This window comes from Vibrio sp. SCSIO 43133 (assembly GCF_023716845.1).
GTDB lineage: Bacteria > Pseudomonadota > Gammaproteobacteria > Enterobacterales > Vibrionaceae > Vibrio > Vibrio mediterranei.
Genome location: NZ_CP068025.1, coordinates 871,439 through 896,112, shown reverse-complemented (window position 1 = coordinate 896,112; position 24,674 = coordinate 871,439). Strand labels below are relative to the sequence as shown.

The 24,674-nt window shown below is 43.9% G+C and carries 22 protein-coding genes and 1 riboswitch; of the genes, 9 read left to right on the top strand and 13 right to left on the bottom strand.

All coding sequences use genetic code 11. The features are described 5' to 3' along the window. Positions 1 to 44: 44 nt before the first annotated feature. Positions 45 to 446 (bottom strand): hypothetical protein, encoded by a 402-nt coding sequence (locus JKJ11_RS20885; protein WP_124941327.1) that lies wholly within the window; start codon positions 444 to 446, stop codon positions 45 to 47. A 239-nt stretch (positions 447 to 685) separates the two neighbouring features. Between JKJ11_RS20885 and JKJ11_RS20880 the strand changes: the two genes are divergently transcribed. Continuing rightward, on the top strand, positions 686 to 904 hold the full coding sequence (locus JKJ11_RS20880) for a hypothetical protein (RefSeq protein ID WP_124941326.1): 219 nt from the start codon (positions 686 to 688) through the stop codon (positions 902 to 904). 9 nt (positions 905 to 913) lie between these two features. On the opposite strand, the gene mpaA is transcribed toward JKJ11_RS20880, so the two are convergent. Next, on the bottom strand, positions 914 to 1,651 hold the full coding sequence (mpaA, locus tag JKJ11_RS20875) for a murein tripeptide amidase MpaA (protein ID WP_006075218.1): 738 nt from the start codon (positions 1,649 to 1,651) through the stop codon (positions 914 to 916). Positions 1,652 to 1,816: 165 nt separating this feature from the next. Between mpaA and JKJ11_RS20870 the strand changes: the two genes are divergently transcribed. Both JKJ11_RS20870 and JKJ11_RS20865 read left to right on the top strand, forming a co-directional pair. Then, entirely contained in the window at positions 1,817 to 3,439 is a 1,623-nt protein-coding gene (locus tag JKJ11_RS20870) for an ABC transporter substrate-binding protein (protein ID WP_124941324.1), read from the top strand. Between the two features lie 288 nt (positions 3,440 to 3,727). Continuing rightward, a complete protein-coding gene (locus JKJ11_RS20865) occupies positions 3,728 to 4,498 on the top strand; it encodes a helix-turn-helix domain-containing protein (protein ID WP_031493969.1) in 771 nt (256 codons plus the stop codon). Between the two features lie 40 nt (positions 4,499 to 4,538). Here the strand turns inward: JKJ11_RS20865 and JKJ11_RS20860 are convergent, their stop codons facing one another. Further along, on the bottom strand, positions 4,539 to 4,718 hold the full coding sequence (locus JKJ11_RS20860) for a hypothetical protein (RefSeq protein WP_006069383.1): 180 nt from the start codon (positions 4,716 to 4,718) through the stop codon (positions 4,539 to 4,541). Between the two features lie 396 nt (positions 4,719 to 5,114). Further along, positions 5,115 to 6,827 carry an ArnT family glycosyltransferase gene (locus JKJ11_RS20855; protein ID WP_124941323.1) on the bottom strand — a complete coding sequence of 571 codons (1,713 nt, stop codon included), beginning with the start codon at positions 6,825 to 6,827 and terminating at the stop codon, positions 5,115 to 5,117. 316 nt (positions 6,828 to 7,143) lie between these two features. Next, a riboswitch (Fluoride riboswitch) is annotated at positions 7,144 to 7,208 on the top strand. Between the two features lie 106 nt (positions 7,209 to 7,314). Between JKJ11_RS20855 and JKJ11_RS20850 the strand changes: the two genes are divergently transcribed. Together JKJ11_RS20850 and JKJ11_RS20845 are read left to right on the top strand one after the other, a co-directional pair. Next, entirely contained in the window at positions 7,315 to 8,007 is a 693-nt protein-coding gene (locus JKJ11_RS20850; protein WP_006069385.1) for an iron-sulfur cluster assembly scaffold protein, read from the top strand. A gap of 15 nt (positions 8,008 to 8,022) precedes the next feature. Next, the gene (locus JKJ11_RS20845; RefSeq protein ID WP_006069386.1) at positions 8,023 to 8,997 is read left to right on the top strand and encodes a GGGtGRT protein; all 975 of its coding nucleotides are present in this window, start codon (positions 8,023 to 8,025) and stop codon (positions 8,995 to 8,997) included. Between the two features lie 113 nt (positions 8,998 to 9,110). Here the strand turns inward: JKJ11_RS20845 and JKJ11_RS20840 are convergent, their stop codons facing one another. Together JKJ11_RS20840 and JKJ11_RS20835 are read right to left on the bottom strand one after the other, a co-directional pair. Beyond that, positions 9,111 to 11,273, bottom strand: coding sequence for an EAL domain-containing protein (locus JKJ11_RS20840; protein WP_252039940.1), 2,163 nt, complete (start codon positions 11,271 to 11,273; stop codon positions 9,111 to 9,113). 14 nt (positions 11,274 to 11,287) lie between these two features. After that, positions 11,288 to 12,247, bottom strand: coding sequence for a phosphate/phosphite/phosphonate ABC transporter substrate-binding protein (locus tag JKJ11_RS20835; protein ID WP_031495880.1), 960 nt, complete (start codon positions 12,245 to 12,247; stop codon positions 11,288 to 11,290). Positions 12,248 to 12,624: 377 nt separating this feature from the next. On the opposite strand from JKJ11_RS20835, the gene JKJ11_RS20830 reads away from it, so the two are divergent. Beyond that, positions 12,625 to 13,296: an SH3 domain-containing protein gene (locus tag JKJ11_RS20830; RefSeq protein WP_252039939.1), complete on the top strand. Its 672-nt coding sequence runs from the start codon at positions 12,625 to 12,627 to the stop codon at positions 13,294 to 13,296. Between the two features lie 32 nt (positions 13,297 to 13,328). Here the strand turns inward: JKJ11_RS20830 and JKJ11_RS20825 are convergent, their stop codons facing one another. Beyond that, a complete protein-coding gene (locus tag JKJ11_RS20825; RefSeq protein WP_236110757.1) occupies positions 13,329 to 13,724 on the bottom strand; it encodes a hypothetical protein in 396 nt (131 codons plus the stop codon). Positions 13,725 to 13,882: 158 nt separating this feature from the next. On the opposite strand from JKJ11_RS20825, the gene JKJ11_RS20820 reads away from it, so the two are divergent. The 3 genes from JKJ11_RS20820 (at position 13,883) to secF (ending at position 17,192) form a co-directional block, all read left to right on the top strand. Further along, a complete protein-coding gene (locus tag JKJ11_RS20820) occupies positions 13,883 to 14,350 on the top strand; it encodes a hypothetical protein (protein WP_252039938.1) in 468 nt (155 codons plus the stop codon). A 113-nt stretch (positions 14,351 to 14,463) separates the two neighbouring features. Continuing rightward, positions 14,464 to 16,287 carry a protein translocase subunit SecD gene (gene secD / locus JKJ11_RS20815; RefSeq protein ID WP_088878764.1) on the top strand — a complete coding sequence of 608 codons (1,824 nt, stop codon included), beginning with the start codon at positions 14,464 to 14,466 and terminating at the stop codon, positions 16,285 to 16,287. A 2-nt stretch (positions 16,288 to 16,289) separates the two neighbouring features. Further along, positions 16,290 to 17,192, top strand: coding sequence for a protein translocase subunit SecF (gene secF / locus JKJ11_RS20810; RefSeq protein ID WP_006069393.1), 903 nt, complete (start codon positions 16,290 to 16,292; stop codon positions 17,190 to 17,192). A 72-nt stretch (positions 17,193 to 17,264) separates the two neighbouring features. Here the strand turns inward: secF and JKJ11_RS20805 are convergent, their stop codons facing one another. The 6 genes from JKJ11_RS20805 to JKJ11_RS20780 all read right to left on the bottom strand — a co-directional run bounded on the left by JKJ11_RS20805 (position 17,265) and on the right by JKJ11_RS20780 (position 24,645). Then, positions 17,265 to 20,408, bottom strand: coding sequence for an HD domain-containing phosphohydrolase (locus JKJ11_RS20805; RefSeq protein ID WP_252039937.1), 3,144 nt, complete (start codon positions 20,406 to 20,408; stop codon positions 17,265 to 17,267). Between the two features lie 157 nt (positions 20,409 to 20,565). Then, complete coding sequence (locus tag JKJ11_RS20800) at positions 20,566 to 20,700, bottom strand: TIGR02808 family protein (RefSeq protein WP_006069395.1); 135 nt, start codon at positions 20,698 to 20,700, stop codon at positions 20,566 to 20,568. Positions 20,701 to 20,710: 10 nt separating this feature from the next. Continuing rightward, positions 20,711 to 21,289 carry a NapC/NirT family cytochrome c gene (locus JKJ11_RS20795; RefSeq protein ID WP_006069396.1) on the bottom strand — a complete coding sequence of 193 codons (579 nt, stop codon included), beginning with the start codon at positions 21,287 to 21,289 and terminating at the stop codon, positions 20,711 to 20,713. A gap of 26 nt (positions 21,290 to 21,315) precedes the next feature. Continuing rightward, positions 21,316 to 21,777, bottom strand: coding sequence for a nitrate reductase cytochrome c-type subunit (locus JKJ11_RS20790; protein WP_006069397.1), 462 nt, complete (start codon positions 21,775 to 21,777; stop codon positions 21,316 to 21,318). A gap of 76 nt (positions 21,778 to 21,853) precedes the next feature. Further along, a complete protein-coding gene (gene napA, locus JKJ11_RS20785) occupies positions 21,854 to 24,343 on the bottom strand; it encodes a periplasmic nitrate reductase subunit alpha (protein WP_088878761.1) in 2,490 nt (829 codons plus the stop codon). Further along, positions 24,340 to 24,645, bottom strand: a complete 306-nt coding sequence (locus JKJ11_RS20780; protein WP_006069399.1) for a chaperone NapD — start codon at positions 24,643 to 24,645, stop codon at positions 24,340 to 24,342. The genes napA and JKJ11_RS20780 overlap by 4 nt, the downstream gene beginning before the upstream one ends. Positions 24,646 to 24,674: the final 29 nt, after the last annotated feature.

Below are 24,674 nucleotides of genomic sequence, written 5' to 3'. Positions count from 1 at the left end.
AGTAATCTCCAATAAGTAATAAATAGACCTAAGTTGGAGGCGTTTTATTCCCGGAAAGTACAGTGAGTTACGTGAAGCCTGAGCTTAGGAGGATAGGTATCGCTTCGGCGAGTGTGGGCTGGCTTAACTTTGCGCTCAGAGAGCAGTGCTAACAAAGCGACCAAAAACAGAAGCGGAGTAAAGGTTTCTAAATGAGCAAAAGATTGTCCAAGCAACTTTTGTGTCAATCGACATGGTTCATCAACTGGGGTGATGTTATGGACGATTTTCTCGATGGAATTGGAGTTGAACAGGGCCGCCTCGCTCATATAAGGTGCGGGTGTTGGTGCGACTTCTACCAGTTGGCTGTGGTATGCAACGTTCGTTTTTAGCGCACAAAACATCACTACCAAAATGGCAGTGAGTAGGAAGAGTGTGCGAAAAATAGATTGCCTAAATGTATGCAAACCAAAGCCGTCGTGTTCAAAATGAGTGCTTACGTTATCTTGTTAGTCATAAACGTCAAGTGAAATCATGTCCAAAAATGTAAAGTAATCTAGATTAATTTTAACGGGATTGAAAATTAACGGGTATGAATCACTGATTTTGTTTATCTTCACTGATAGTCTTGTCAGATTACTCGCTCTCACCCACGTCCAATAAGTGGCTAAGGTAAGAGAGTCAATGAATGGAGCACGTGTAGTAAATGAGAAATTTGGTATTCATGGGTGTCTGTCTGGCGGTGACCGTCTGGATGATTTTTGATTCGGGTAAATCGGAACAGGTATTCACATTTTGGGAGCACGTGAATCTACCGAACAAAGATGAAATTGGTATGTATGTTAGCCAGTTTTTTTACTACATCGCATTATTAGTCGGTGTGGTTTATCTTGGCCGCAAATTCAAACGTCGCAATGACAAGTAACCGTTGTGATTAAGCACTTGTTGAACTGTATTGCAACAAATCGATAAGTGCTTCTAACTGTTCTTCTATCGCATTGTCCGCTGAAATGGCAGGAAATTCGAGTGTGATACAAGGCAGTCCTTTCTCGTCACACCAACTCCCAAACGAACCAGGCGTGTCATACCCGACATCGTCAATCAAAGGCAGTGAGAAACGCTTTGCAAGCCACTTACCTAAGTCAGAATGTTCCGGATCATCGATACAGGCTAATGGTTCATGAAGTGATACGACAAACTGTGGTCTTCGAGCCTCGATCAAGTCAACAAGGGCACTAATCTCTGGTTCAAGAGTAGTCACATTACCAGTTTTTACTTTGACGTCACGTTCACTTGCTGAGGTACTCCAGCGATATACTGTTCCTTTGTCCGTCCATGTCTTCGTCGGGAAAGCTCTATTTAGATCGACTTGATTGGCATTGGCGCGAGTCCCCAGCTGATTGCCATCAGGGTTCATTGATAAGATAACATCGTGTTTCAGGTATTCAGCAGGCAGGGTACGAAGGGCACACGACAACGCGGTAATGGATGCGGTCTCATCTCCGTGGGTACCTGCCAGTATGAGTCCTCGCTCCGGTGAGTTGATTTGGGCCGGAAAGTACAATAATGGTGCGCCTAAAACAGAGTGACCATATGTTTCTGGTTTGTTTTGAAATTCTGCCCTTAGTGCCCTTGGGCGTAATTGCGGCTTTGTTTGATTTGCATTATCCATTTTCTACATCCCAACTTCTTGCCTTTCCTCACGGCATTCTGTGGTTATATATGCCATAAATAGTGATGTAATGCTATTGAAAGCCTTTTAGTTGTAAAGAAACCAATGTGTTATCTATGACCAAAGGGCAAATTTATAATAACGACACCAATCAGGCGGTTTAGGATGAAACACACTACTTCATGGAAAGTATCGATTCTCTCAGCGCTCATTGCAGCGACGTTTTCAGTACAGAGTGCGACGGTGCCCGATGGCACACAACTGGCTGAGACTCAAAAAATCGTACGTGGCAACGATGCGGAAGTAGCAACGCTGGACCCGGCTAATGCTGAGGGACTACCAGAAATGCATGTTCTAAGGGACTTATTTGAAGGTCTAGTGATTCAAGACAAAGAAGGAAATGTCATTCCCGGTGTTGCCGAGTCTTGGGAAACTAGTGACAACAAAACCTTTGTCTTTCACTTAAGAAAAGATGCGAAGTGGTCAAATGGCGATCCGGTTACCGCGCAAGATTTCGTTTATAGCCTTAAAAGAGCCGCCGATCCTAACTTTGCCTCGGCTAATGGTTGGTATTTAAAGCTGACCAAAATTAAGAATATTCAAGCCATTATTAATGGAGAAGCGCCGCTAGATTCGTTAGGGGTGAAAGCTGTGGATGATTACACCTTAAAGTATGAGCTGGACAGTCAGGTGCCGTATTTTGTCGCTATGACTGCACATTCATCAATGATGCCGGTCCATAAGTCAAACCTAGAGCAATTTGGAGATAAGTGGACCAGGCCAGGGAATATGGTTTCTAACGGCGCGTTTGTGCTAAAGAACTGGGTCATTAACGAACGTATTGAACTGGCGAGAAACAATCAGTACTGGGATAACGATCATACGGTACTCAATCAAGTCACTTATATTCCATTTGAAAGTCAAACAGCAGCGATGAACCGCTACGCCTCTGGAGAAGTGGACATTACCTCGGATGTACCAACTGCAATGGCACCAAAGCTCAAGAAAGAACAGCCGGATGCCTATACCGTTGTTCCTTTGCTGTGTACCTACTACTACGCTTTCAATACGACCAAAGCGCCATTTAATGATCCAAAAGTGCGTCAAGCGGTTTCCTACACCATTATGCGTGATGTGATTACAGATGGTGTAACACAAGTTGGAAATCTTCCTGCTTATACGTTTGCTCACAAATATGTAGCGGGCTTTGACGCGACGCAACCTGATTACAGCAAGTGGACACAAAAACAACGTGATGAGAAGGCTAAGAAGTTACTCGCTGAAGCAGGGTACAACGATGCCAACCCACTGGACATTAAACTTCTATACAATACAAGCGAAAGCAATAAATCAATTGCTGTAGCGATTGCGTCAATGCTGAATAAAAACTTGGGGGCAAAAGTAGAGTTAGAGAATCAAGAGTGGAAATCATACTTGGTGGCTCGTCGTGAAGGTAACTTTGACGTACTTCGTACTTCTTGGTGCGGAGACTACAATGAAGCATCTACGTTCTTAAGTCTGATGACGTCTGATAATGCGGGCAACCGAGCGTTTTACAAGAGCAAGGCTTACGACAAGATTATTGATGGAGCACTCGCTGCAACAACAGACGAAGAGCGAGCGCGTTTTTACGATCAGGCAGAATCCTTGTTAGCCCAGGATATGCCGATTGCGCCAATCTATTATTACATGCAAGCTCGCTTAGTAAGGCCGACGGTCGGCGGGTTTCCAATGAATAATGTTGAAGGGCGAATCTACTCCAAGGACTTATATGTAAAAGCGAAATAAAAGTCCACTTAAGACCACCACAATGATTGCCAAGCCAGCTAATTTAAGCTGGCTTTTTTGTGTCGAGTTGAAAAAGCCAGATTGAGCTTTTGGAGCTAAATTCTCTTGATAGCTGCGTCGTTGTAGTTCGGGGACAAAATCGAAAATAGTGTTCATCATAAGGCGACCTAATATAGTGTGGTTGAGTTTTTATGGTCGCATATTGATTCGTTTCCTCAATTGGAAACAAAATTAGGTCTTAATGTGATACTTTAGGTGGCACGATAAGAAACTTGGGACATTTGTACAATGGATGCCATCGCTAAACAGATTTGCGAAGAGTTAAAAAGAGCGCTGAAAAACTCAAAAATGTCTTACTTGGATGTTGCTAAAGCACTTCAGGTGTCGGAAGTCAGTGTAAAACGGATGCTCAACTTACATCAGCCGCTTTCCATTAGTCGGATGAATGACATTGCAGCTCTGATCCAAACACCGTTATCGACCATTGTTTTGAATGCAGAAAACGCTGTCAGTGAAGTGCCAACCTACACAGAACAACAAGATAGCGCGTTTTGTCAATCGCCGGAGCTTTATACACTAATAGCTGGCATTATTGATGAGTACCTTAGTGCAGACGACCTCATGCAGCGTTATGACTTAGATAAACAATCTATGTACCTTTATTTACGTGATTTGGAAAATGTTGGGTTGATTGCACTCTCTGAGGGATTGGAGTTTAAGCTGTCGGTACCACGGCACATTGCATTTGGAAAGCATAGCCAGTTCTCAAATTTCTTTAAAAACCAAGTGATTGATGCTCTAAAGGCCGAAGTCCAGGAGATAGATCCTGACGATAATAATGTTTACTTGATTAGCGCAAAGCTGACATTAACCGAAGAAGAGTTTCATCAATATAATCTTGAGTTAGAAGAGCTGATGATTAACGCTCATAAACTAAGCCAGAGTCGCTATGACTGCACCGAGCGTTACAACGAGTACACCATTGTGGACATGGGAGCGAAAGGTGAATTTCAACCTAAATTGAAATTACCAGGTCCGCATTCATCAATTAAACGCTAATTAAAAAGGGACAGGTCAACTACCCGTCCCAAAGCACCAGCTAAGCCTTACTAATGAGGCGCAGAATCGCTTTATTGATTCCGATTAAGTCATTAACAGTTGATGCGCTATGAATGGCCTCAATTAGTGACTCTTTGCTGCATCGTGGGATGACATCGATATTCTTCACCTTGCCTTCAAGAGTGTTCTTCATTAACTGAAATGTCTTTTGTTCGAACATGTTTATGTGCCTGTGACGTTGTTTTTATTTATTTGGTTTTGAGTCTATCTGACTTTTATGACAGTTAGCCAGACTGCCAAGAGGTAGACTTTAAAATATGTCGTGTGGTATATCAACCGTATTTGAAAAATGATAAAGGCTTCAATAACTCCAATCAAATGCAAAGACTATATAGAACCAAAGAGGTCATTAGGAAGGAATATTGTTGCCTTAGCTCACTAAGATAATAACTTTATTTTCAGTTAGATGCGTGAGGGTGGTTTGCAACTAAATATTAACGACTGCGTAGAATCAGCGATGTAGGTTGACGTTATTGTGATCTGTGCAACAAGTCTTAGATAGAAAAAGCCCTCTATTTCTAGAGGGCTGAAATGTTTTATGACAATTTAGTTTCGGTTATTGTCCAGAAAGCCAAAAAACCGCATCCTTTTCTTTGTCACTTCGAGGCGTTCCTTTTGCGAGGATCTTGTATTGTGTATCCTCACGGAATGGCGTGAACTTGATTATGTCAGTTGTTGAGTTACTTCTATCGAGTAACAGGTAATCGTAGTCAGGGTCCACTCCATCTAAAATGGCCTGTGCACGCTCAACACTGACTTGTGGAACTGCCCAGTCATGGTAGAGGAAGAATATCGACGTCATAGTTTCTGAGAAACGCACGCTTGCAATACGGTCTCTTTTTTCTACTGGCACTTGCTCAACAAAAGCTTTTAAGTCCGGCTTCATGTCTTTTGCAATATCAATCGCTGGGAACAAGTAGTTAAAGGCACTTGAGAAGAATAGGGCAGTGATGATTGCCATCTTGCTCCATTGCGGCCATGGCTTACGTTCTACGAGCACCATCAAAACGATAGCGGCGATAGGTAACAATGCTACCAAGTGCCACGTACTCAACCATTCCATTAGTGCTGGTGGAATTTTTCTCGTTGGCAAAAATCCTGACCATAAAGGCACAACAGCAAATGCAATCAGAACTAATGACATTAGCGCAAGCCAGCCTTTGCGGTACCAGTTAAACCATTTGCCAGAGAAGCTTGTTAACGCATCTGCAATAATAAGAGCAAACAGCGGCATTAGCGGCGCTAAGTACATAGAACGCTTTGTCACTGAGTAAGACAGGACAAAGATAGCGATAGCGAACCAAAAAGCGAAGAAGCCATCCGTCCAAGAGAGCTGTTTTGGTTGGCGTAGCTTATAGATAAAGTTGCCTAGCCACAGTAATAATAGTGGTGTCCATGGCGCACTGTATTCCAGTATGCCTTTGACATAATAGAAAGGTTTTCCCGCGTTATTGTGGCCGAGAGTATTTGTTGCAGAGCCTGTCAGTCGGCCTACCTGATTATCCCAAAACCATGCTTTCCAAAGCTCTGGAGAAGCCGTCTTGTAGAAAGGATAAATCCAACTCGCGGCGACTAAACACATCACACTGATACCAATCACATGCATTAGTACAAACTGGCTGGTTGAGGTCGCTTGTTCAGGAAACTGTTTTCTTAGGGTTAAAGCTCGTAATACTAACGGTACCCATGCTAGACCTATACAAAGCACGATGGCGACTGGCCCTTTACTTAAGAAGGCCAGCCCAGTAAATGCACCTGCCACAATTAAATAGCCTAACTTTTGGCGTAGGTAGGCTTCACTAAAGGCCCAAGTTGCAGCGATTGTAGTAAACATTAATGCAGCATCAACTCGCAACCAATGAAAGTTGAGGATAAAACCTTCAAGTGTCCCAAGTACTGCCAGTGCCATCCATGCGAAATTCTCTCCTTTAAATAGGTAAGCGATTCGATATGTAGCGGCAAGTGATCCCAGACACAACAAGGAAAGAGCAAGTCGCCCAGCCATGATGGCGTCAAGTCCCGTTGCGTGCATTAATACGGTTGAGATGATAAAGAACACAGGCGGCTTTTCTACAAATGAAATGCCAGCAAACTGAGGGATGATGAAGTCACCTGTGATGTACATGCTATGAATAATGGCAGCCACACGAGGTTCGTCGGGCGTCCAGACGTCGTGGTCGAATAACCCACTAAATACCACTGCGATGATGGCAAGCAACAAAACGAACTTCCAACTGTTGTTTTGCTCACTTGAATACGATGTTGACACTACTTTTCTCCGTTGACACTGCGAAGGGATATCGCATTACGATCATTCTGTTAATAAAGGTGGTTAATTAAAGCTCAAAATTCTAGAGAGACTGCTTTGAGACAGCAATGCCTAACAGGCTAAATAAACGGTGTTTTTCAAGATAATTAACGCCAAAATGACACGACTATACCTTGATATTAGAGCCGATTATGTATCGACTTTGTAATAGTTGATATCATTATGCTTATTGCGTTATGAATATAAAACTAAATATTTTTATGAATAATGGTTCTAGACAGAGGTCTTGCACAAAAATGTGATTTAGATCTAAAATTGCAACCAAGGTGATGGGGTTCCACCTACTTAACCGCCAAATCGGCTGATGACTCCTACAGTTTCTGAAAACAGGTGTATCTGTTGGGACGATCCTATTTTGGGATCGACGAACTGTAGTTAGATCATTAGTTCCGTTCTACACCTGTTTTCCTTTATCGAGGAAAACGACATGCAATACGCTCACGAAATTCAATCTATGTGCCCAATTCAAAGGGGCGACCTTCATGCATCCGCGCCAATTCCTGTCGAAGGCCGCTGGATCAATCCCAAAGACGTTATCGCAATCTCTGGCCTGAGTCATGGCGTTGGTGCTTGTGCTCCTCAACAAGGTGCGGCGAAGTTAACGCTTAACGTTAAAGATGGCATCGTAGAAGAAGTGCTTATTGAAACAATTGGTTGCTCAGGCATGACTCATTCCGCGGCGATGGCATCCGAAATTCTTACCGGAAAAACCATTCTAGAAGCGATGAATACTGACTTGGTTTGCGATGCAATTAACGTCGCAATGCGCGAGATTTTTCTTCAATTCGCTTATGGTCGAACTCAATCCGCTTTTTCCGAAGGTGGTCTTGAAGTTGGCGCTGCATTAGAAGACCTAGGTAAAACTCAACGCAGTCAAGTAGGAACGAGTTACTCAACCCGAATCAAGGGTCCTCGCTATATGGAAGTCGCTGAAGGTTATGTTACCCAATTAGCGCTTGATGAAGACGGTGAAATCATCGGTTATGAATACCTTAACCTTGGCAAAATGATGGCTCAAATCAATAGTGGTGTGGCTGCTGACGAAGCACTAGCTAGCGCGAAAGGCACTTATGGCCGCTTTGATGAAGCTGTTAAAACTGTTAATCCACGTCAAGACTAAGTTGAGGAATTTATTATGACTATTACTAAACAAGCACTACTTAATGAAATGAACTTCCTCTCAATTGAAGAGGCTTACAACTACTGTCTTGAAATGGGTATTGACCCAAAACAATTGGTTTTAGACACGCAACCAATCGCCTTTGATAATGCATGTGATGCTTATACTTTAGGTACTGCTTTAGCTCTTCATCGTAAAGCAGCGACAGCGGCGGAAGCGGCTTCAACTATTGGTGAGGGTTTGCAAGCATTCTGTAAACCAGGCAGTGTAGCAGCGCAGCGAGAAGTAGGTTTAGGACATGGTGCGTTAGCAGCTCGATTGCTTAATGAAGAAACACAATGCTTTGCATTCCTTGCTGGTCATGAGTCATTTGCAGCAGCAGAAGGGGCGATTAAAATTGCTCTGAACGCAAACAAATCTAGAAAATCTCCATTAAGAGTTATCCTTAACGGCCTAGGTAAAGATGCCGCTTATCTCATCTCACGCATCAACGGTTTTACTTACGTCCGTACTCAGTATGATTACGCAACTGGTGAACTCAATGAAGTTAGCCGTAAACGCTTTAGTAAAGGCGAGCGCGGAGAAATCTTGTGCTTTGGTGCGGATGATGTCCGTGAAGGTGTGGCCATCATGCATGCCGCTCAAGTTGATGTAAGTATCACAGGTAACTCGACAAACCCAACGCGTTTCCAACATCCGGTAGCGGGTATTTACAAATCAGAAAGACTTAACCAAGGTAAAGCGTACTTCTCTGTGGCTTCTGGTGGTGGTACTGGTCGTACTCTACATCCAGACAATGTTGCGGCGGGTCCAGCGAGCTATGGTATGACAGACACAATGGGCAGAATGCATGCTGATGCCCAATTTGCAGGCAGTTCTTCAGTGCCAGCTCACGTGGCTATGATGGGTTTCATCGGGATGGGTAACAACCCTATGGTGGGAGCGTCAGTGGCGTTAGCAGTAGAAGTGGACCTAAGACTGAATAAATAGCCTTAATCTCAAGAAAACGATATTGGCATTGCAAGATTTTGAAGAGAGTTTGTTTCCTCATAACTATAACAAAACATGTCGTTGAGTATTGCCGCTCCATTGGAGCGGCTTTTTTAGATTTTGAATTCAACCACGTTAGACTCGCTGGCATTGATGAGCCTTTTCACAAAGTCATCCACAGGCATTGGCTTATCGTAGTAATACCCTTGTCCAATCTGGCAGCCGTACTGCGACAGTTTTTCGGCCTGTTCGATTTTCTCAATTCCTTCGGCAACAACAAGTAAGTCGAGGTTTTTGGCCATAGCGACCATGGCCTGTACCAATTGTTGATCCTTAGGGTCAGTGATAATGTCTCTAACAAAGGAACGGTCAATCTTAATTCCGTCTACGGTAAACTTACGCAGGTAACTTAAAGACGAGTAGCCAGTACCAAAGTCATCTAACCATACTTCAATGCCACTCTCACGGATCGCTTTTAGCGTACGTTCTGCCTCATCTTCGTCCTGAAGTAATAAGCTCTCTGTAATTTCGATTCGAATTGCTTTGGCTGGAACTTGATACTTCTCCATATAAAACGCAAACATTTCCACCAAATTCTGTCTGTAAAGTTGCTTCGACGAGATATTGATAGACGCATGGAAATCAGGTGCGAAGTAAGGCGCCCATTGTTGTAGCTGAATACAAAGTCTTTCAATTAACCATTGCCCTAATGGCAATATCATCGCTGTTTCTTCTGCAATAGAGATGAAGTCAACAGGAGGAACGATACCTAAGGTTGGATGTCTCCAACGAACTAGAGACTCAGCACCAAGTATCCGTCCAGTCTTTATGCAAACCAATGGCTGGAACCAAAGTTCGAATTGTTGCAAATCAGACAGTGAACGTCGTAATTCTCGTTCAATATTGGCACGATGTACGACAGACTTGAACATCTTAGGGGTAAAGACCTTATGAGTGTTCTTGCCATCAGCTTTGGCTCGATACATGGCAATGTCTGCGTTTTTGATTAAATCTTCAGAGGTTTTACCGTTATACGGATATCTGGCGACACCTATACTGCCTCCAACAACGAGCTCTTCATTTTCCATCAAAATAGGGGAGCGCACCGCGACAAAGATCTTTTTGATTACGGCGTCTACATCCTCGGTTGTTTTTAAGTGCGGAATAAGCATTAAAAACTCATCTCCACCGATACGAGAAATCATGGTCAGTGGATGGTCATTGGTAATGTCACGGGCACATAAACTGAGCTTTTCAGCCAGCCTTATCAGTAAAAAGTCACCACTATCATGACCGTAATTGTCATTGACTACCTTGAATTCATCTAAATCGAGAAACAGCACCGAAAATGAAGTCGCTGGATAAGACTTAATTGTGCTCTGCAGATGCTGTATAAAGCGTGTGCGGTTAGGCAGTTCTGTTAACGCATCGTGATAGGCTAGGTGAGTGATCTTTTGCGTGCGCTGCTCGAGTTTGGTTGCCATTGAACGTACGGCAATACTCAAATCACCAATCTCATCCTGTCTATCAACCGCAGCGATGTTCTCCGCGCGAGTAAAATCCCCTCGACCTATGGCGTCAGTTTGCTCGGTAAGCTTAATGAGAGGTTTACTCCAACGGCGAGAAATAATGGTTGCGATGATAGCCGAGATAGTCAGTAGTAATACGGCGGCTAGTGCCACGCCGATGTACAGTTCTTCTTTAGAGCGTCGATCGATGGCCTTTATTAGAGTTGTTACTGAATCAATGTCCTTTTGAACCTTATCGAGTGATAGCTCGATAAAAACACCGCCAATTACTTGGTCCGCTGCTGCGATTGGACGGAATACAGTTAGGCTATCAGGTCCGAAAGACTGAATTGAGCTGCCATAACGTAATACGCTGCTAATCTGGTTGGGGTAAGGGAAAGGCTTACCGATATTTTCCAGTGATTCATCCCCATCATGAAATATTCGCCCTTGTTTATCGAAGATGACCAGACGTTTAACTTCACCTAGTTGGGTGATTGGCTTAATGAGGTAGCTGGCCTCTTCCTGGTTATACATATAAAGAGGATCAAACATCGCATCTGACAGATAGCTTGACATTTGATCAGCGCGTTTACTCAACTCGGCTCGAAAGGTCTTGCTATTTTGAACGGTTAACTCGTTTAGCAGTCGGCTCGATTGCGCGGAGGAAAGCCATATATGAATACCTGCGCTGGTCAACGTCATGACAACGGCTAGTGCAAATGTCACTAGCATGTATTGTCCTTGTAGTCGTAGTCTCAACTTCATTCAATTACCCTAAATCAGTTGAACCATGCTTCTTCGACTTGAAGACGAGCGGCGTTGTATTGTGGAAATAATGTGAGCTGGGATGCAGGTATCTCATCAAACTTTGCCGTTTTCTGAAACTGTGCAAGTGCAGCAGCGCCCGTCGGATCCGAGTCTGCGTTGAGCAATGTATCTTTAACGGTCTGTTTTACCTCTGTTGGTAGGTCGTTTCTGATAACCATGACACTACGAGGAACACTTTCTGTACGATAGAAAATTTTCATGGTCGACTTTATATGTTGAGGCATATCTCCCAAATCGTCCCAATTAGCGTTAGAGAAAGCGGCCGCATCTACTTGAGAACGATAGACCCAGGTCGATAACGAGATTTCATCTGCTTTACGAAGAACGTCTCCTGTCAGTACGACACCAACTTTATCTTTTAGAACTGGAGTAAAGGAGCTCGCGAAACGTGTTGGGGCTAGATGATGTTCACTCAGTGTTTTCATCGGCAAGTAAAACCCGGAGGTCGAGCTTTGGTCTTCTAAAGCAATAGTTTTCCCGGTTAGATCGGACAATGAATTGATATCGCTGTCCTTGCGGGCAAAAAACACGGTGTGGTATTCAAATTCACCTTTTTTCCAACGTCGAAGAATAATTTCACCATTATGTTCGCTTTGTAAAGCGAGTGCAGCAAACAGAGTTTCAGATACCAGATCTATTTCTCCAGAATCCAACCATTGTCCGAGCTCTAATGCCGATTTGGTTACCTTGACCTCGGCTTTCGTATACCCATATTGACGAAGATTGTCAGCCAGGTACCTGGCAAGTGGCGCAGAGAAACCAATATGCTTTCGGGCTTTGCTACTGAGTACCCCTATAGTGAATGTTTTACCATCCTCTATACTGTTCCCTGCGTTAGTATTGGCACTGACGATAGTAATGCCAAATACAAACTGAGAAATCAGTAGTCCTAATAACAACTTTAAGCGCATTAATAACTAACCCTTACACAATAGTGCTAAACCTATACTAGTCGATTTGATCTTGAAATCGAGTTTAATCACTGACTTAGGTATACCCTAATCGACCAGCTTAGTTGCTCTACATTACATTAAGTAATGGGGAGCGCAAACCAGCGCTCGGTGCTCTATTGATTGAAATATAGTCGTTCTGTTGCAGTAAATACAGACGAAGTAAACATTGCAGAAATACTAGCACATTCATTAACTTAATGAATGTATTTATATGTATTGCTGGATGATTTAAAGCGCGAATTTAGCGAAGTGTGATTATCTGCTAGAATCCTGAGTTAATTATTCGCCCTTGTTGCCGATAACGAATAACAAGCATTAGATAAAATGGGTCAGTTGTGAAAAAGGTAGTGGTTATTGTATTAGCGGTCGTAACGCTAGTATTAGCTGGTCTTGGTATTGCTTATTATCTGGGCTATCTCAATCAAGATGAGACAGAAGCGATTGTGCCTCGAACACACCCTGATTTACAGAATACAAGCGATGATTCGCCTTCTGACATTGTTGTTGAACAACCCAGTCCGCCTCCTTTACCAGAATACTATTTTGTGGCGAGATCATTCGAGAACGTCCTTACTCAACCCGATCTCGCCTCTGCACCTGATGGTGTGGCGTACTATGGTGAAAAGTTGAAAGTTCTCGAGAGAGAGGGTGATTGGATACGCATCGCGCCTATTTATCAACTCGAAGAAGGGGCGGAAGAAATATCTCAGTGGGTAAATACAAAGCACCTAGTGACTAAAGAGGTTAACCTGAGTGGCGAGCGTTGGTTAAATGTCTTAACGGACTACATCGAAGGTAGTGACGACTTTATGCTATATCAAGAAAAATTCTTTGATGCTTCCACTAAACTGGTGAAGCAAAAGCGATGTCGATTGTCTGATTTTGAAGAACTAAGTGGTTGGGTAAAATCGATCAATCATCAAGACAGTGTTTATTTTACCTACTGTGGTGGGATTGAATCGGAGAATAAAGTTTATTTGAATGTCGCGACAGGAGAGTTATTTTAATCTGCTGTGATAAGAATATTACCACCAATAGTTTAATAGTCGTCCTGTTCCCGTTCTGCATTACGAGCCATCTCTTTAGCATACTGTTTGAGGCGCTTAAGAGCGGTGAGGTCGCCTCTCTCGATATGCTCTATGGGCGCGTAACCGTTTAAGTTTTTGGCAGTGTTTCTGACATTAATGAAGTTGTTGATGAAATGAGAGCTTTCGAACGCGTTACGCAGTAGGCCATCAATTTCAACCACTAAGTGAACACGCTCAAGTGTTGAAGGACCAATAGGGACAGTGGCAGGCGTAACTTTTAAGCGAGCATGCTGCTCAGGCGAAATTTCTAAAATGGCTTCTGTCTGTAAATTAGATGCACCCCATCCATCGAGTACGTTTAATGCGTACTTTACTAAGGTCAATTTTTCATTTTGTGACAGTTCCATTGTCATTCCTTTCTCTCGTTACTCTTTGACTATAGTTTGCGACATTTATTCCCTCAACATGAAGTAAACGGTTTCTAATATTCGATTTAGTATTTTTTATTTGTCTTTGAGGCAACATAGGCAGATAATGCAGATCTTGGTGTCATGAGGCTAGTTTTTTGTCTAAGTTCTATTTGCAGTTTATCGTTTCTCTGGTTGTTGCGTTTTTCGCTCCGCTAGGTGTTGCTGCGTCTGAATCGGCAAATCCACAGAACTCATCTTCTGGTATTTCTCTATGGGAAGATCAAGCTTCACTTGGTGTTTCAACCAGACTTGGCCAGACAACCAGACAAACCCCAACTCCTCAAAAGCCGAAATCAAAGTCATTTGGCGACCACGATGCTAAGGCGATACTCACCGTTTGGCGTTGGACTGGTAACAACAATGAGAACCATGAATTAGAAACGCCTACTTATAGTGTGGTGTTCGATTATAGTTGTACTGGCCAACAAGAGTTGCGCAGTGCTGCCGTTAATGAAGCGCTGATAACCCCTTTCTTCCTCAATTATGTCCAAAGCAACCACCGTATCAGTGGTTGGAAAGATGGCAACACGCTCTACGTTTTCCTGAATACCCAATACGCATAGTTCGTTTTCAACCGTAAATCTATCCACCTCTACTCCAATGTAATACATGGAGAATAGTAGGTGTGCTTATCTTTATCTGTATTAAAAGTTCAGCATAACGCTGAGGGAAAACTATGCGTAAAAAGCCTCAACCGAGAGCAGTATTAAACAAATACTCTACTTGGAAATATATCGTTCTTGTCGTGACCTGTGTGGTCTTGACTCTAAGTGCTTTACCGTCTTGGTACGGCGAGAAGCCTGCTATTGAGCTGAAAGTGAGCGAGCACAACGAGCATTTAAACTCGGTATTCAAAATCAATTCCTTACTTCATGATGACGGTATCAAACCAGAGTCGGTCAGCATGGAAAGCAATGTCGCTCAACTTGTATTTGACAATGAAGCGGAGCAAACCAAGGCTCGAAATGCCCTTGGGGAGTGGGTGGGTAAGGATGACAGCATGTCCTACTCTTACACATCAGTCGCACCCGAATGGCTCCAAACGATGGGCTTTACCCCAATTAAACTTGGTTTGGACTTACGAGGTGGCGTTCAATTCTTATTGAACGTTGACGTAGACCAGGCGGTTTCTGAGCAGCGTGATGCAGTGGTCGATGAGATTAAGCAAGACTTGCGTAAAGAACGTATCTTCGGTGTACAAGTACGCCCTGACACTGATACGGGTATTCGTGTTACTTCAAAAGACAGCGAAGGTGAGATTGCGGTTCGTAAATTTGTGAATGCTAACTACCCAGAATGGCAAGCGAAGGGAGAAGGGGATGAGCTATCTATTAAGATGAAAGCTCAGAACTATGCAGATTTCCAAAATCTAACCATGCAGCAAAACCTAAAAATCATGCGCCAGCGTATTGAAGAATTAGGTATCACGGAAGCAATGGTTCAGCGTCAAGGCGAATCAGGTATTCGTATCGAACTTCCAGGTGTTCAAGACCCATCATTGGCAAAACGCGTGATTGGTGCTACTGCGAGTTTGGCTTTCCATGAAGTCAGCACGTCATCAAACCCGGTGTCTACACTTAAAGTGAAAGACGAACAAGGCAAACCGGTTACTTTGGTGAAGAAGCCAGTATTGACGGGTGAGCACATTGTTAATGCTCGCGTAGGTTTTGACCAAATGCATCGCCCTGAGGTTGATATTTCCCTCGACCATGCTGGCGGAAAAATGATGAGCGATTTCTCTGCAACGCACATCGGTAAGCCGATGGCGACGGTCTATCGCGAGTACGGTGTGGATGCACGAGGTGAAACTCAGCGCAATGAAAAAGTCATCAGTGTGGCAACCATTCAATCCCAATTGGGTAGTCAGTTCCGTATTACAGGTTCAGGTAACCTGGAAGAAGCTCAGCAACTAGCTCTACTACTTCGTGCCGGCTCTTTGACAGCGCCTGTGACCATTGTTGAAGAGCGTACTATTGGCGCATCTCTCGGTGCGGAAAATATCCAAAATGGTTTTGCAGCTTTAGCATTAGGCATGGGACTAACTCTGACCTTTATGGCGCTTTGGTATCGTCGATTAGGTTGGGTAGCCAATGTGGCGTTGGTGCTGAATATGAGCTGTTTATTAGGTCTAATAGCACTGGTGCCAGGTGCCATCTTAACGCTTCCGGGTATTGCTGGTTTAGTACTTACAGTCGGTATGGCGGTAGATACCAATGTACTTATTTTTGAACGTATCAGAGATAAATTGGCGGAAGGGCGTAGCTTTGCTCAAGCAATAGACCAGGGTTTCAACTCTGCAGTGGCAACCATTATGGATGCAAATATCACCACCATGATTACGGCGGTTATTCTATATGCCATTGGTAATGGTCCGATTCAAGGGTTCGCATTAACGCTAGGCCTTGGTCTGCTAACAAGCATGTTCACGGGCATTTTCGCATCGCGTGCAATTATTAATTTGAAGTGGGGACGAGACACTCGTCGTGAGGTGAGGGTTTAATCATGAAAAACTTCTTTAAAACTAATATTCGTTCCATTCGATATTTTACTAATGTGCTTTCCATTGCTTTGGTCGTGATTTCGATCATCGCCGTTGGAATGAGAGGATTGAACTTCGGTTTGGATTTTACCGGTGGTGTTGTATCAGAGGTGCAACTGGCATCAAATACCAGCCAAAATGAACTGAAACAGACACTAGAACCCGTTTTAGGCGATGGCATTACAGTTACCCAGTCAGGAGAAGAAGGGCGCTGGACTATTCGTTATGCTGCAGACCAAGGTGCAGCGAAACACAATGAGTTCAAAGAAACGCTGCTAAAGGCATATCCAGGTTCTACCATTGTCAGTGACAGTATTGTTGGTGCTCAGGTTGGTCAAGACCTTTATGACCAAGGCGGTTTGGCGCTGTTAGTTTGTTTGCTTTGTATCTTAGGCTACTTGAGCTTCCGATTCGAATGGCGTTTGGCTAGTGGCGCATTAGCGGCACTTCTGCATGATGTCATTTTAGTGTTGGGCTTTTTTGCGTTGACTCAGATGGAGTTTAACCTCACGGTTTTCGCTGCGATCTTAGCCATCTTGGGCTACTCGCTCAATGACTCGATTATTATTGCCGACCGTATTCGTGAAATCCTGAAGTTGCGTCCAAATGAGCAAACTGCTGATGTAAGTGACCAAGCAGTGATAGCGACGTTTGCGAGAACAATGGTGACTTCTGGTACTACTCTGATTACCGTTGCTGCACTTTGGTTATTGGGCGGTGATGCATTGCAAGGTTTCGCTACGGCAATGTTTATTGGTATTTTCTCTGGCACTTGGTCATCAATTTCAATGGGTACCGTTATCCCAGAATGGTTGCATTTAGAATCGAAACATTACCAACCGATAGAAATAGATACAGCACCTTAGAAAGTTTTTGCAATTGCATACGAAAAACCGCCAGTATTTGGCGGTTTTTTCTTTGGTTCTCAGTTAAGTTTCTTAACTGAGATACTTACTTTCATCCACCTGATCAATCTGCGTAGGGGCCAGGAAGCGCTTCGCATACGTCATATAGACGCGACTCTTAATAAATAACTGGAATACTTCCATGTCAACGTGCTCTTCCAGTGCCATCTTATGCAAAATATCCAATGATTCACTGATGGTTTTAGCTTTCTTGTAAGGTCTATCTGCGGCGGTAAGCGCCTCAAAAATATCAGCAACGGCTAAGATACGCTCTGGGATTGACAGCTCGTCTCCGCTTAAACGTCTAGGGTAGCCATCTCCTCTCATTGTTTCATGGTGAGTAGTAGCGATTCGTTCCACGTTTTTGAGATCTTCAGGAAAAGGGATACTGCTCAGCATCTTGATACCAGCAATCATATGTTCGTTAATTTTAAAGCGCTCTTCTTGCGTCAATGTTCCTCTTGAAATGGAGAGATTATAAATCTCGCCAAGATTATATAGGTGTTCAGGAACGTTCATATTGATGCCTAGCTTTTCATCTAGCTCGTAGTCTGCAGAGCGAGTGATGATATGCTCTGGTCTATCGCTAAGTAGTGGCTCGCAAGCAGGCGCCCTCGTTTCTGCAGATAGACGTTGTTCTTCTAACGGTGACAAACCAAGGTAACGGTCAAAGTGGCTGGTCCAGGTTTGTTTGCCTATTTCGACAATGCGAACTTTGTCTTGCTCATTAATAAACTCGTTTCCAACATTTAATTGTGCAATGAAGCTAAACTGCTCTAGGAGTTCTTCTTGACGTTGTTTTAGGTTTTGTTTCGCATCAGTGGCCAAGTTTGGCTGCTCTAACTGAATGTTTAGCGCTGTAATTTCAGCATCGCGCCATAACACTTCAAATCGAGTTCGAATTTCATGAATTCGGTTATAGTTAGTTTCCAATTTGGTTCCTTTATCGACCACATACTCTGGTGTGGTGATTTTTCCGCAATCGTGCAACCAAGCAGCAATGCGAAATTCTCTGCGTTTGGCTTCGTTTTCAAACTCAAATGATTCAAAGATGCCGTCGTTCGATTGCTCTGCAGCGTCGCTAAGGAGGAACGCAAGCTCAGGGACTCGTAAACAGTGTGCGCCTGTGTAAGGCGATTTCTCATCGACGGCACGCGCGATAAGCTGAATGATTGCCTCAATAAATGCATCCTGCGAGCGCTGAAATGCATCTAAAGACTGCGACATATCATAGATAGCATGAGATAACTCATTCACCTCCCGCACAGAACTGTTGAACGCCTTCACTTTATTATATTGGCGGTGTTTAATTCGCTTGGTTTGCAGGAGTAATTTCTTAATCGGACTGGACATCGGAGTGCTGATACGCCACACAAGAGGAATCATGATAACGAGTGCAGCTAAGGTCCAGAGAGAGCTATTGATAATGTACTGATAGGCACTACCTAGAAGTTTCTTTTCCGGTATGGTGAGTACGAAATATTCTTGGGGGGTGTCGTTAACTTCAGTGATATAAACAAAGTGCTTTTGTCCCTTCATATCGACAGAGGAGATCTTTTCATGGAAACTTGGATCTTCCAGCATAGATAGCAGCCGATTTGAAGGAATATGGCTAGTGTGGTGTTGGTCGCTATTCAGCCATTTGTCTGCTAACACGGTACGCACTTTCTCCTGATCAAGATAGGTTAGCGCTTGATTAATCAGTTCTATGTACGGCTTAAGCTGCTCATTAGCAATAAAAACGAAGTCAGTTGGAAAAGCTGGATGTTTTTTTAACGACTGAGTCTTCAAGTCATAGTTAATTAGTTTTTCGACTTTACTTTTGATTACAGGTGCAACATCAACAATACCTACAATTTTCTGGGTCTGTACATCTTCAAACGCTTCATCATAAGTATCGTAGGCATAAACGGTAATACTTGGGTAATCTTTTCTCAACTGCTCGACAATAGACCAACCACCAAGGAAGCCGACTGTTCTGCCTTTGAGGTCATCCCACGATGCTATATGTGGTGCGCTTTTATGCGTAGCAATGGCGTACTCAAGAGAATATAGGATGTCACTTTCGATACTGTGGTCAGAGACATTACTATCACTAGCAATAGATTGCAGAATATCAATTTTGCCCAGACGAAAGTCGTTAACGAGTTCCTGCCAACTTCGACCATTGATGTACTCAAACTGTAGTCCGGTGGCATCAGAGATTAGCGTGAATAAGTCGATGGCAAGTCCGTCCGGATTGCCAACCACAGTAAAATCGATAGGCTCCCAATCTAATTGATTTGATACTTTGAGCACCGGTGAGTTGATAACAAGATCAAGCTGTGTATTTGTTAGTGGCATTTTATCGATGAAGGGCAGGCTATTTGCCGTGTCTAATATAGTATTGGTGCCAATAATCCGACCCTCACCATCCGTTATGTAAGCATCTGCTCCCTCCAGCGCGACATTATCAGACAAGCTATCTTCAAAGTGTTCATTTAGTGAAGCGAGAGCAATATCGACGCCAATGACAGCGTTGAGGCTCGGTATCTTACGAGAAAATGTCTGGCCAGTGACTCGTAGGTTGTGAAAGAGATAAGGTGTGGTTTTATAGCCCTCTTCTTCAGAGGCTCGTGTGTACCATCCCCTTTGTGTTGGGTAAAAAATACTGACTTCTTCTTGCTCTCTACTGAGTTCAAAATTATCGAAGTAGAATCGTGTGCGCTTGACCCGCTTTCCGTCGATATCATTGGAATGTTCGATAACCATCCAAGATTCGCCTTCAAGTAGGTTCAATTTATCGGAGATGTATTTAGGTTTCAGGTTGATGAGTTGAAGAAAGTCATCATTATCAAATCCGATATAAATGCTATGGATAAATGGGTTACCGAGAAATGTGGCTCCAAACAGCTCAATTAGTTCCGAAGGACTCTTTTCGCTTAACTGGGTACTCAATAGGTATCCCAGTTGAACCGCAGACTGCTCTCCGACTTGATCGATCTGTTCCAATCGCTGTGAGACCAAAGACGAAATCAACTGATAGTTCGCTAAGGCATGGTTGACTTCGCGTTCTTTAGTCAGTGAATAAATGACGGTAGCCGAAATTAAGGCTGTAGCTGTGATAGCGAGAGTAAACAGTAACGCTACAACACGGCGTATGGAGAGTTTGCTAGATGTTTTGTTTTTCTTGGACATGACCACTGACACTTTCTACAACAGAGGGATAGCGTGAGCTTTAATAAGCTGATTCTACTCTATTTGTTTCATTTTATTGGAGTAAATTAACTATAGTAGAAATCATGTGGTTAAGAGGGGAAAAATAAAAAGCCCCGCATGAGCGGGGCTAAAAGCTTTATTGCTGTTTGTCTTTACCGAGAGACAGCAACCATATCGAAACGGCTGCGACTCCAACGAATCCCGACAAAATGATGACTGGCATTGCAGCATAACCTAGTACGTGCCAAATCACCGATTCTAATGTACTCATTCAGTGCTCCTTATTGCCAGCCTTCCACACCTTTCATATCAGGCAGTTTGTGTGCGATACCTTTGTGGCAATCAACACAAGTTTTATCGCCAGACGCTAATGCAGTAGAGTGCTGCTGCACGCTTCGTGGGCCTTGCTCGGAAAAGTCCATGTAATCAAATTCATGACAGTTACGACACTCAAGGGAGTCATTGGCTTTGAGTCGAGCCCATTCTCGTTCAGCTAGGTGTCCACGTCGTGCTTGGAACTTCTCAGGAGTATCGATGGTTTTCAACACATAATGTGCAAACAACTCTTTCGAAGCTTGAACCTTACGAACAATTTTGTCTGTCCAGTTGTGAGGAACGTGACAGTCAGAGCAGATTGCACGAACACCAGAGCGGTTCGAATAGTGAATTGTCTCTTGGATTTCAGCAACAATTGGTGCGTGACATCCAGAACAGAATTCTTCAGTATTCGTTGCTTCCATACCCGTATTGAAAGCACCCCAAAATAGCAGACCGCCGGCGAAACCAAGGAATAGCACAACACCTGCTGCTGCTTTACTTGGTGACTTTAAACGAGTCCAAAACGCTTTAAGAAATTTCATATATAGCCTCTCTTAATACTTCGTGGCTATTCAGTACGCAATGAATCTACGCGCTCAAACTCGTTACCTACTAGCGGTTGTGCATCAACCTGAGGAACGTGGCACTGCAAGCAGAAATAACGACGAGGGGAAACGTCCGCTAAAACAGCATCTTCACGGTTCATATAGTGAGTTACGCTGATTTTAGTCGCACCTGCTTCTTTCGCGTTTTTCCAGCTATGGCAAGCCAAGCATTTGTTTGCGTTAAGCGATACTTCATAGTTGCGAATTTGATGAGGGATCAGTGGAGGCTGATACACGTAATCACTCTCAATCACTTGGTCTTTAGGAATATGTTTGAAGTCATCCGCTGGGCGTGTGTCTTCAAGGTTACTACTACCACGAAGTGAATCTAGACCACCAGTTCCACCCGGGTTATTCAATTCTGCTTGCGCAACACCTGCAATCAGTGCACCAACAGAGAGAATAGCGACAATCAGTTTTTTCATTTTGTTATCTCCGCCTTAAGGCTAATTCTTCGGTGGCCACTTCTATTGAAGCAGCCACGTTTCAATATTGTCTCTGTTAAGCCACTTTCGTGATTTTCACAGGGCACTTCTTGAAGTCTGTCTGTTTAGACAGAGGGTCAGTCGCATCAAGAATCAACTTGTTGATTAGGATACGAGCATCGAAGAATGGTACGAATACCAAACCTTTTGGCGGACGGTTACGGCCACGAGTCTCAACACGTACACGTACTTCACCACGTTTATTAGCCATAAGTACTTCGTCACCACGGCGAAGGCCACGAGACTTAGCATCTTCAGGGTGGATATAACACACTGCATCTGGCACGGCTTTGTACAGTTCAGGAACACGGCGAGTCATAGTACCTGTATGCCAGTGCTCAAGAACACGGCCAGTACATAGCCATAGGTCGAATTCTTCATCTGGCACTTCTGGTGGCGCTTCATACGGTGCTGAAATAATCAGAGCTTTACCGTCTGGTTTACCATAGAAGTCCCAACCAGAACCTGCTTTCGCATATGGATCTGAGCCTTCTTTGTAACGCCATAATGTTTCTTTGCCATCAACAACAGGCCAACGTAGACCACGAACTTGATGGTAAACATCGTATGGAGCCAAATCGTGACCATGACCACGACCAAATGCCGCGTACTCTTCGAACAGGCCTTTTTGAACGTAGTAACCGAAGTGGTGAGCATCATCGTTAAGCTCACGAGCTTCTTCGATAGGGTACTTATCAACTTGGCCGTTCTTGAACAGCATGTCGTACATGGTTTTACCGCGGTACTCAGGTGCTTTTGCAAGCAGTTCTTCTGGCCACACTTCTTCCATCTTAAAGCGTTTAGAGAACTCCATTAACTGCCACAAGTCTGACTTAGCTTCACCAACGGTCTCTACTTGTTGATACCAGGCTTGCGTACGACGTTCTGCGTTACCGTAAGCGCCTTCTTTTTCAATCCACATAGCTGTAGGAAGAATCAGGTCAGCTGCTTGTGCAGTCGCAGTTGGGTATGGGTCAGAACATACGATGAAGTTTTCAGGGTTACGGTAACCTGGAAGACGTTCAGTATTGATGTTTGGGCCAGCTTGAAGGTTGTTGTTACATTGAATCCAATAGCAGTTCAATACTCCATCATGAAGCATTCGGTCTTGCAACACTGCATGGAAGCCTGGTTTTGGTGGAATAGTCCCTTCTGGAAGCTTCCACTCTTTCTCAGCAATCGCACGGTGCTTAGGATTTGCTACAACCATGTCTGCTGGTAGACGGTGCGCAAAGGTACCAACCTCACGGGCTGTACCACATGCTGATGGCTGACCTGTTAGAGAGAATGGGCTGTTACCCGGAGTTGCGATCTTACCGGTTAGTAGGTGGATGTTATAAACTAGACCGTTCATCCATACACCACGAGTATGTTGGTTCATACCCATAGTCCAAAGAGACATAACCTTAACGTTTGGATCAGCATATTGCTTAGCAAGCTCAATCAACTTCTCTGGCTCAACACCAGATATTTCAGAAGCTTTTTCTACAGTGTAAGGAGCGACGGAGGCTTTGTATTGTTCAAACGTAATGTCTGACATTTTGCCTGAGTTCGGGTGAGCCGCTGCTTTTTGTAGTGGGTCATCGTCACGCAGACCGTAACCGATGTCAGTTTCAGCTTGCTTGAAGTTGGTGTGCTTGTTAACAAAATCCCAGTTCACCGCATCGTTTTGAATGATGTAGTTCGCGATAAAGTTTGCAATAGCAAGGTCAGACTGAGGGTTGAAAATGTAACCGTGGTCAGCAAGCTCAAACGAACGATGGTAGTACGTAGAAAGTACGTTTACACGAACATGTGGGTGGCTTAAGCGACGGTCAGTGATACGAGTCCAAAGAACTGGGTGCATCTCTGCCATGTTCGAACCCCAAAGTACGAACGCGTCCGCATTTTCGAAGTCGTCGTAACAACCCATTGGCTCATCGATACCAAAAGCACGCATGAAACCAACTACCGCTGACGCCATACAGTGACGTGCGTTAGGGTCAATGTTGTTTGAACGGAAGCCCGCTTTCATCATCTTAGCTGCAGCATAACCTTCCATAACGGTCCATTGGCCTGAGCCAAACATACCGATACTTGTTGGGCCTTTCGCTTTTAGTGAAGCTTTCCACTTCTCAGCCATAATATCGAATGCTTGGTCCCAAGAAATTGGAGTGAAGTCGCCGTCTTTATCAAATTTGCCATCTTTCATACGAAGTAGTGGCTGAGTTAGACGGTCATTTCCGTACATAATCTTAGAGAGGAAGTAACCCTTGATACAGTTTAGACCCTTGTTTACTGGCGCCTCTGGGTCACCTTGGGTTGCAACAACTTTACCGTTTTGCGTCCCTACCAGTACAGAACAGCCTGTACCACAGAAACGACAAGGAGCTTTATCCCAGGTAATTTTTGTTTGGTCGGAGCTAGCAATCAGGTTGGTAGCCGATGCAGGAAGGGTAATACCCGCTACCGCTGCCGCTGATGCCGCTGCGTTTGCTTTCACAAACGCACGTCTTGTCATTTTCATACTTCACCCTCTAATTGGGAATGGTTACTTCCAGTGTTATTTTCATCGTCATCTAACCCGTGCTCGATTTGGTGATAAACCAAGGCCGCGTTAAGGACATTCGGTAGGTTGTTGATAGCGTCAATTGTGTCGGTGACGAAACCCTGATTCTCGGTTTCCAGAACAACAATAATCTTGCCGTCCTCGCTGTCTCCGTAGATCTCCGCGTTATCGAATTGTTCGATTTGCGCTTTGATTTCTGCAAGGTGCTCAGCCTTGCAATGTACTACCAAACTAGAAATGTGCACTTCGTTTAGTGACATAAATCTTTTTCTCTTGTTTTATTTTAATT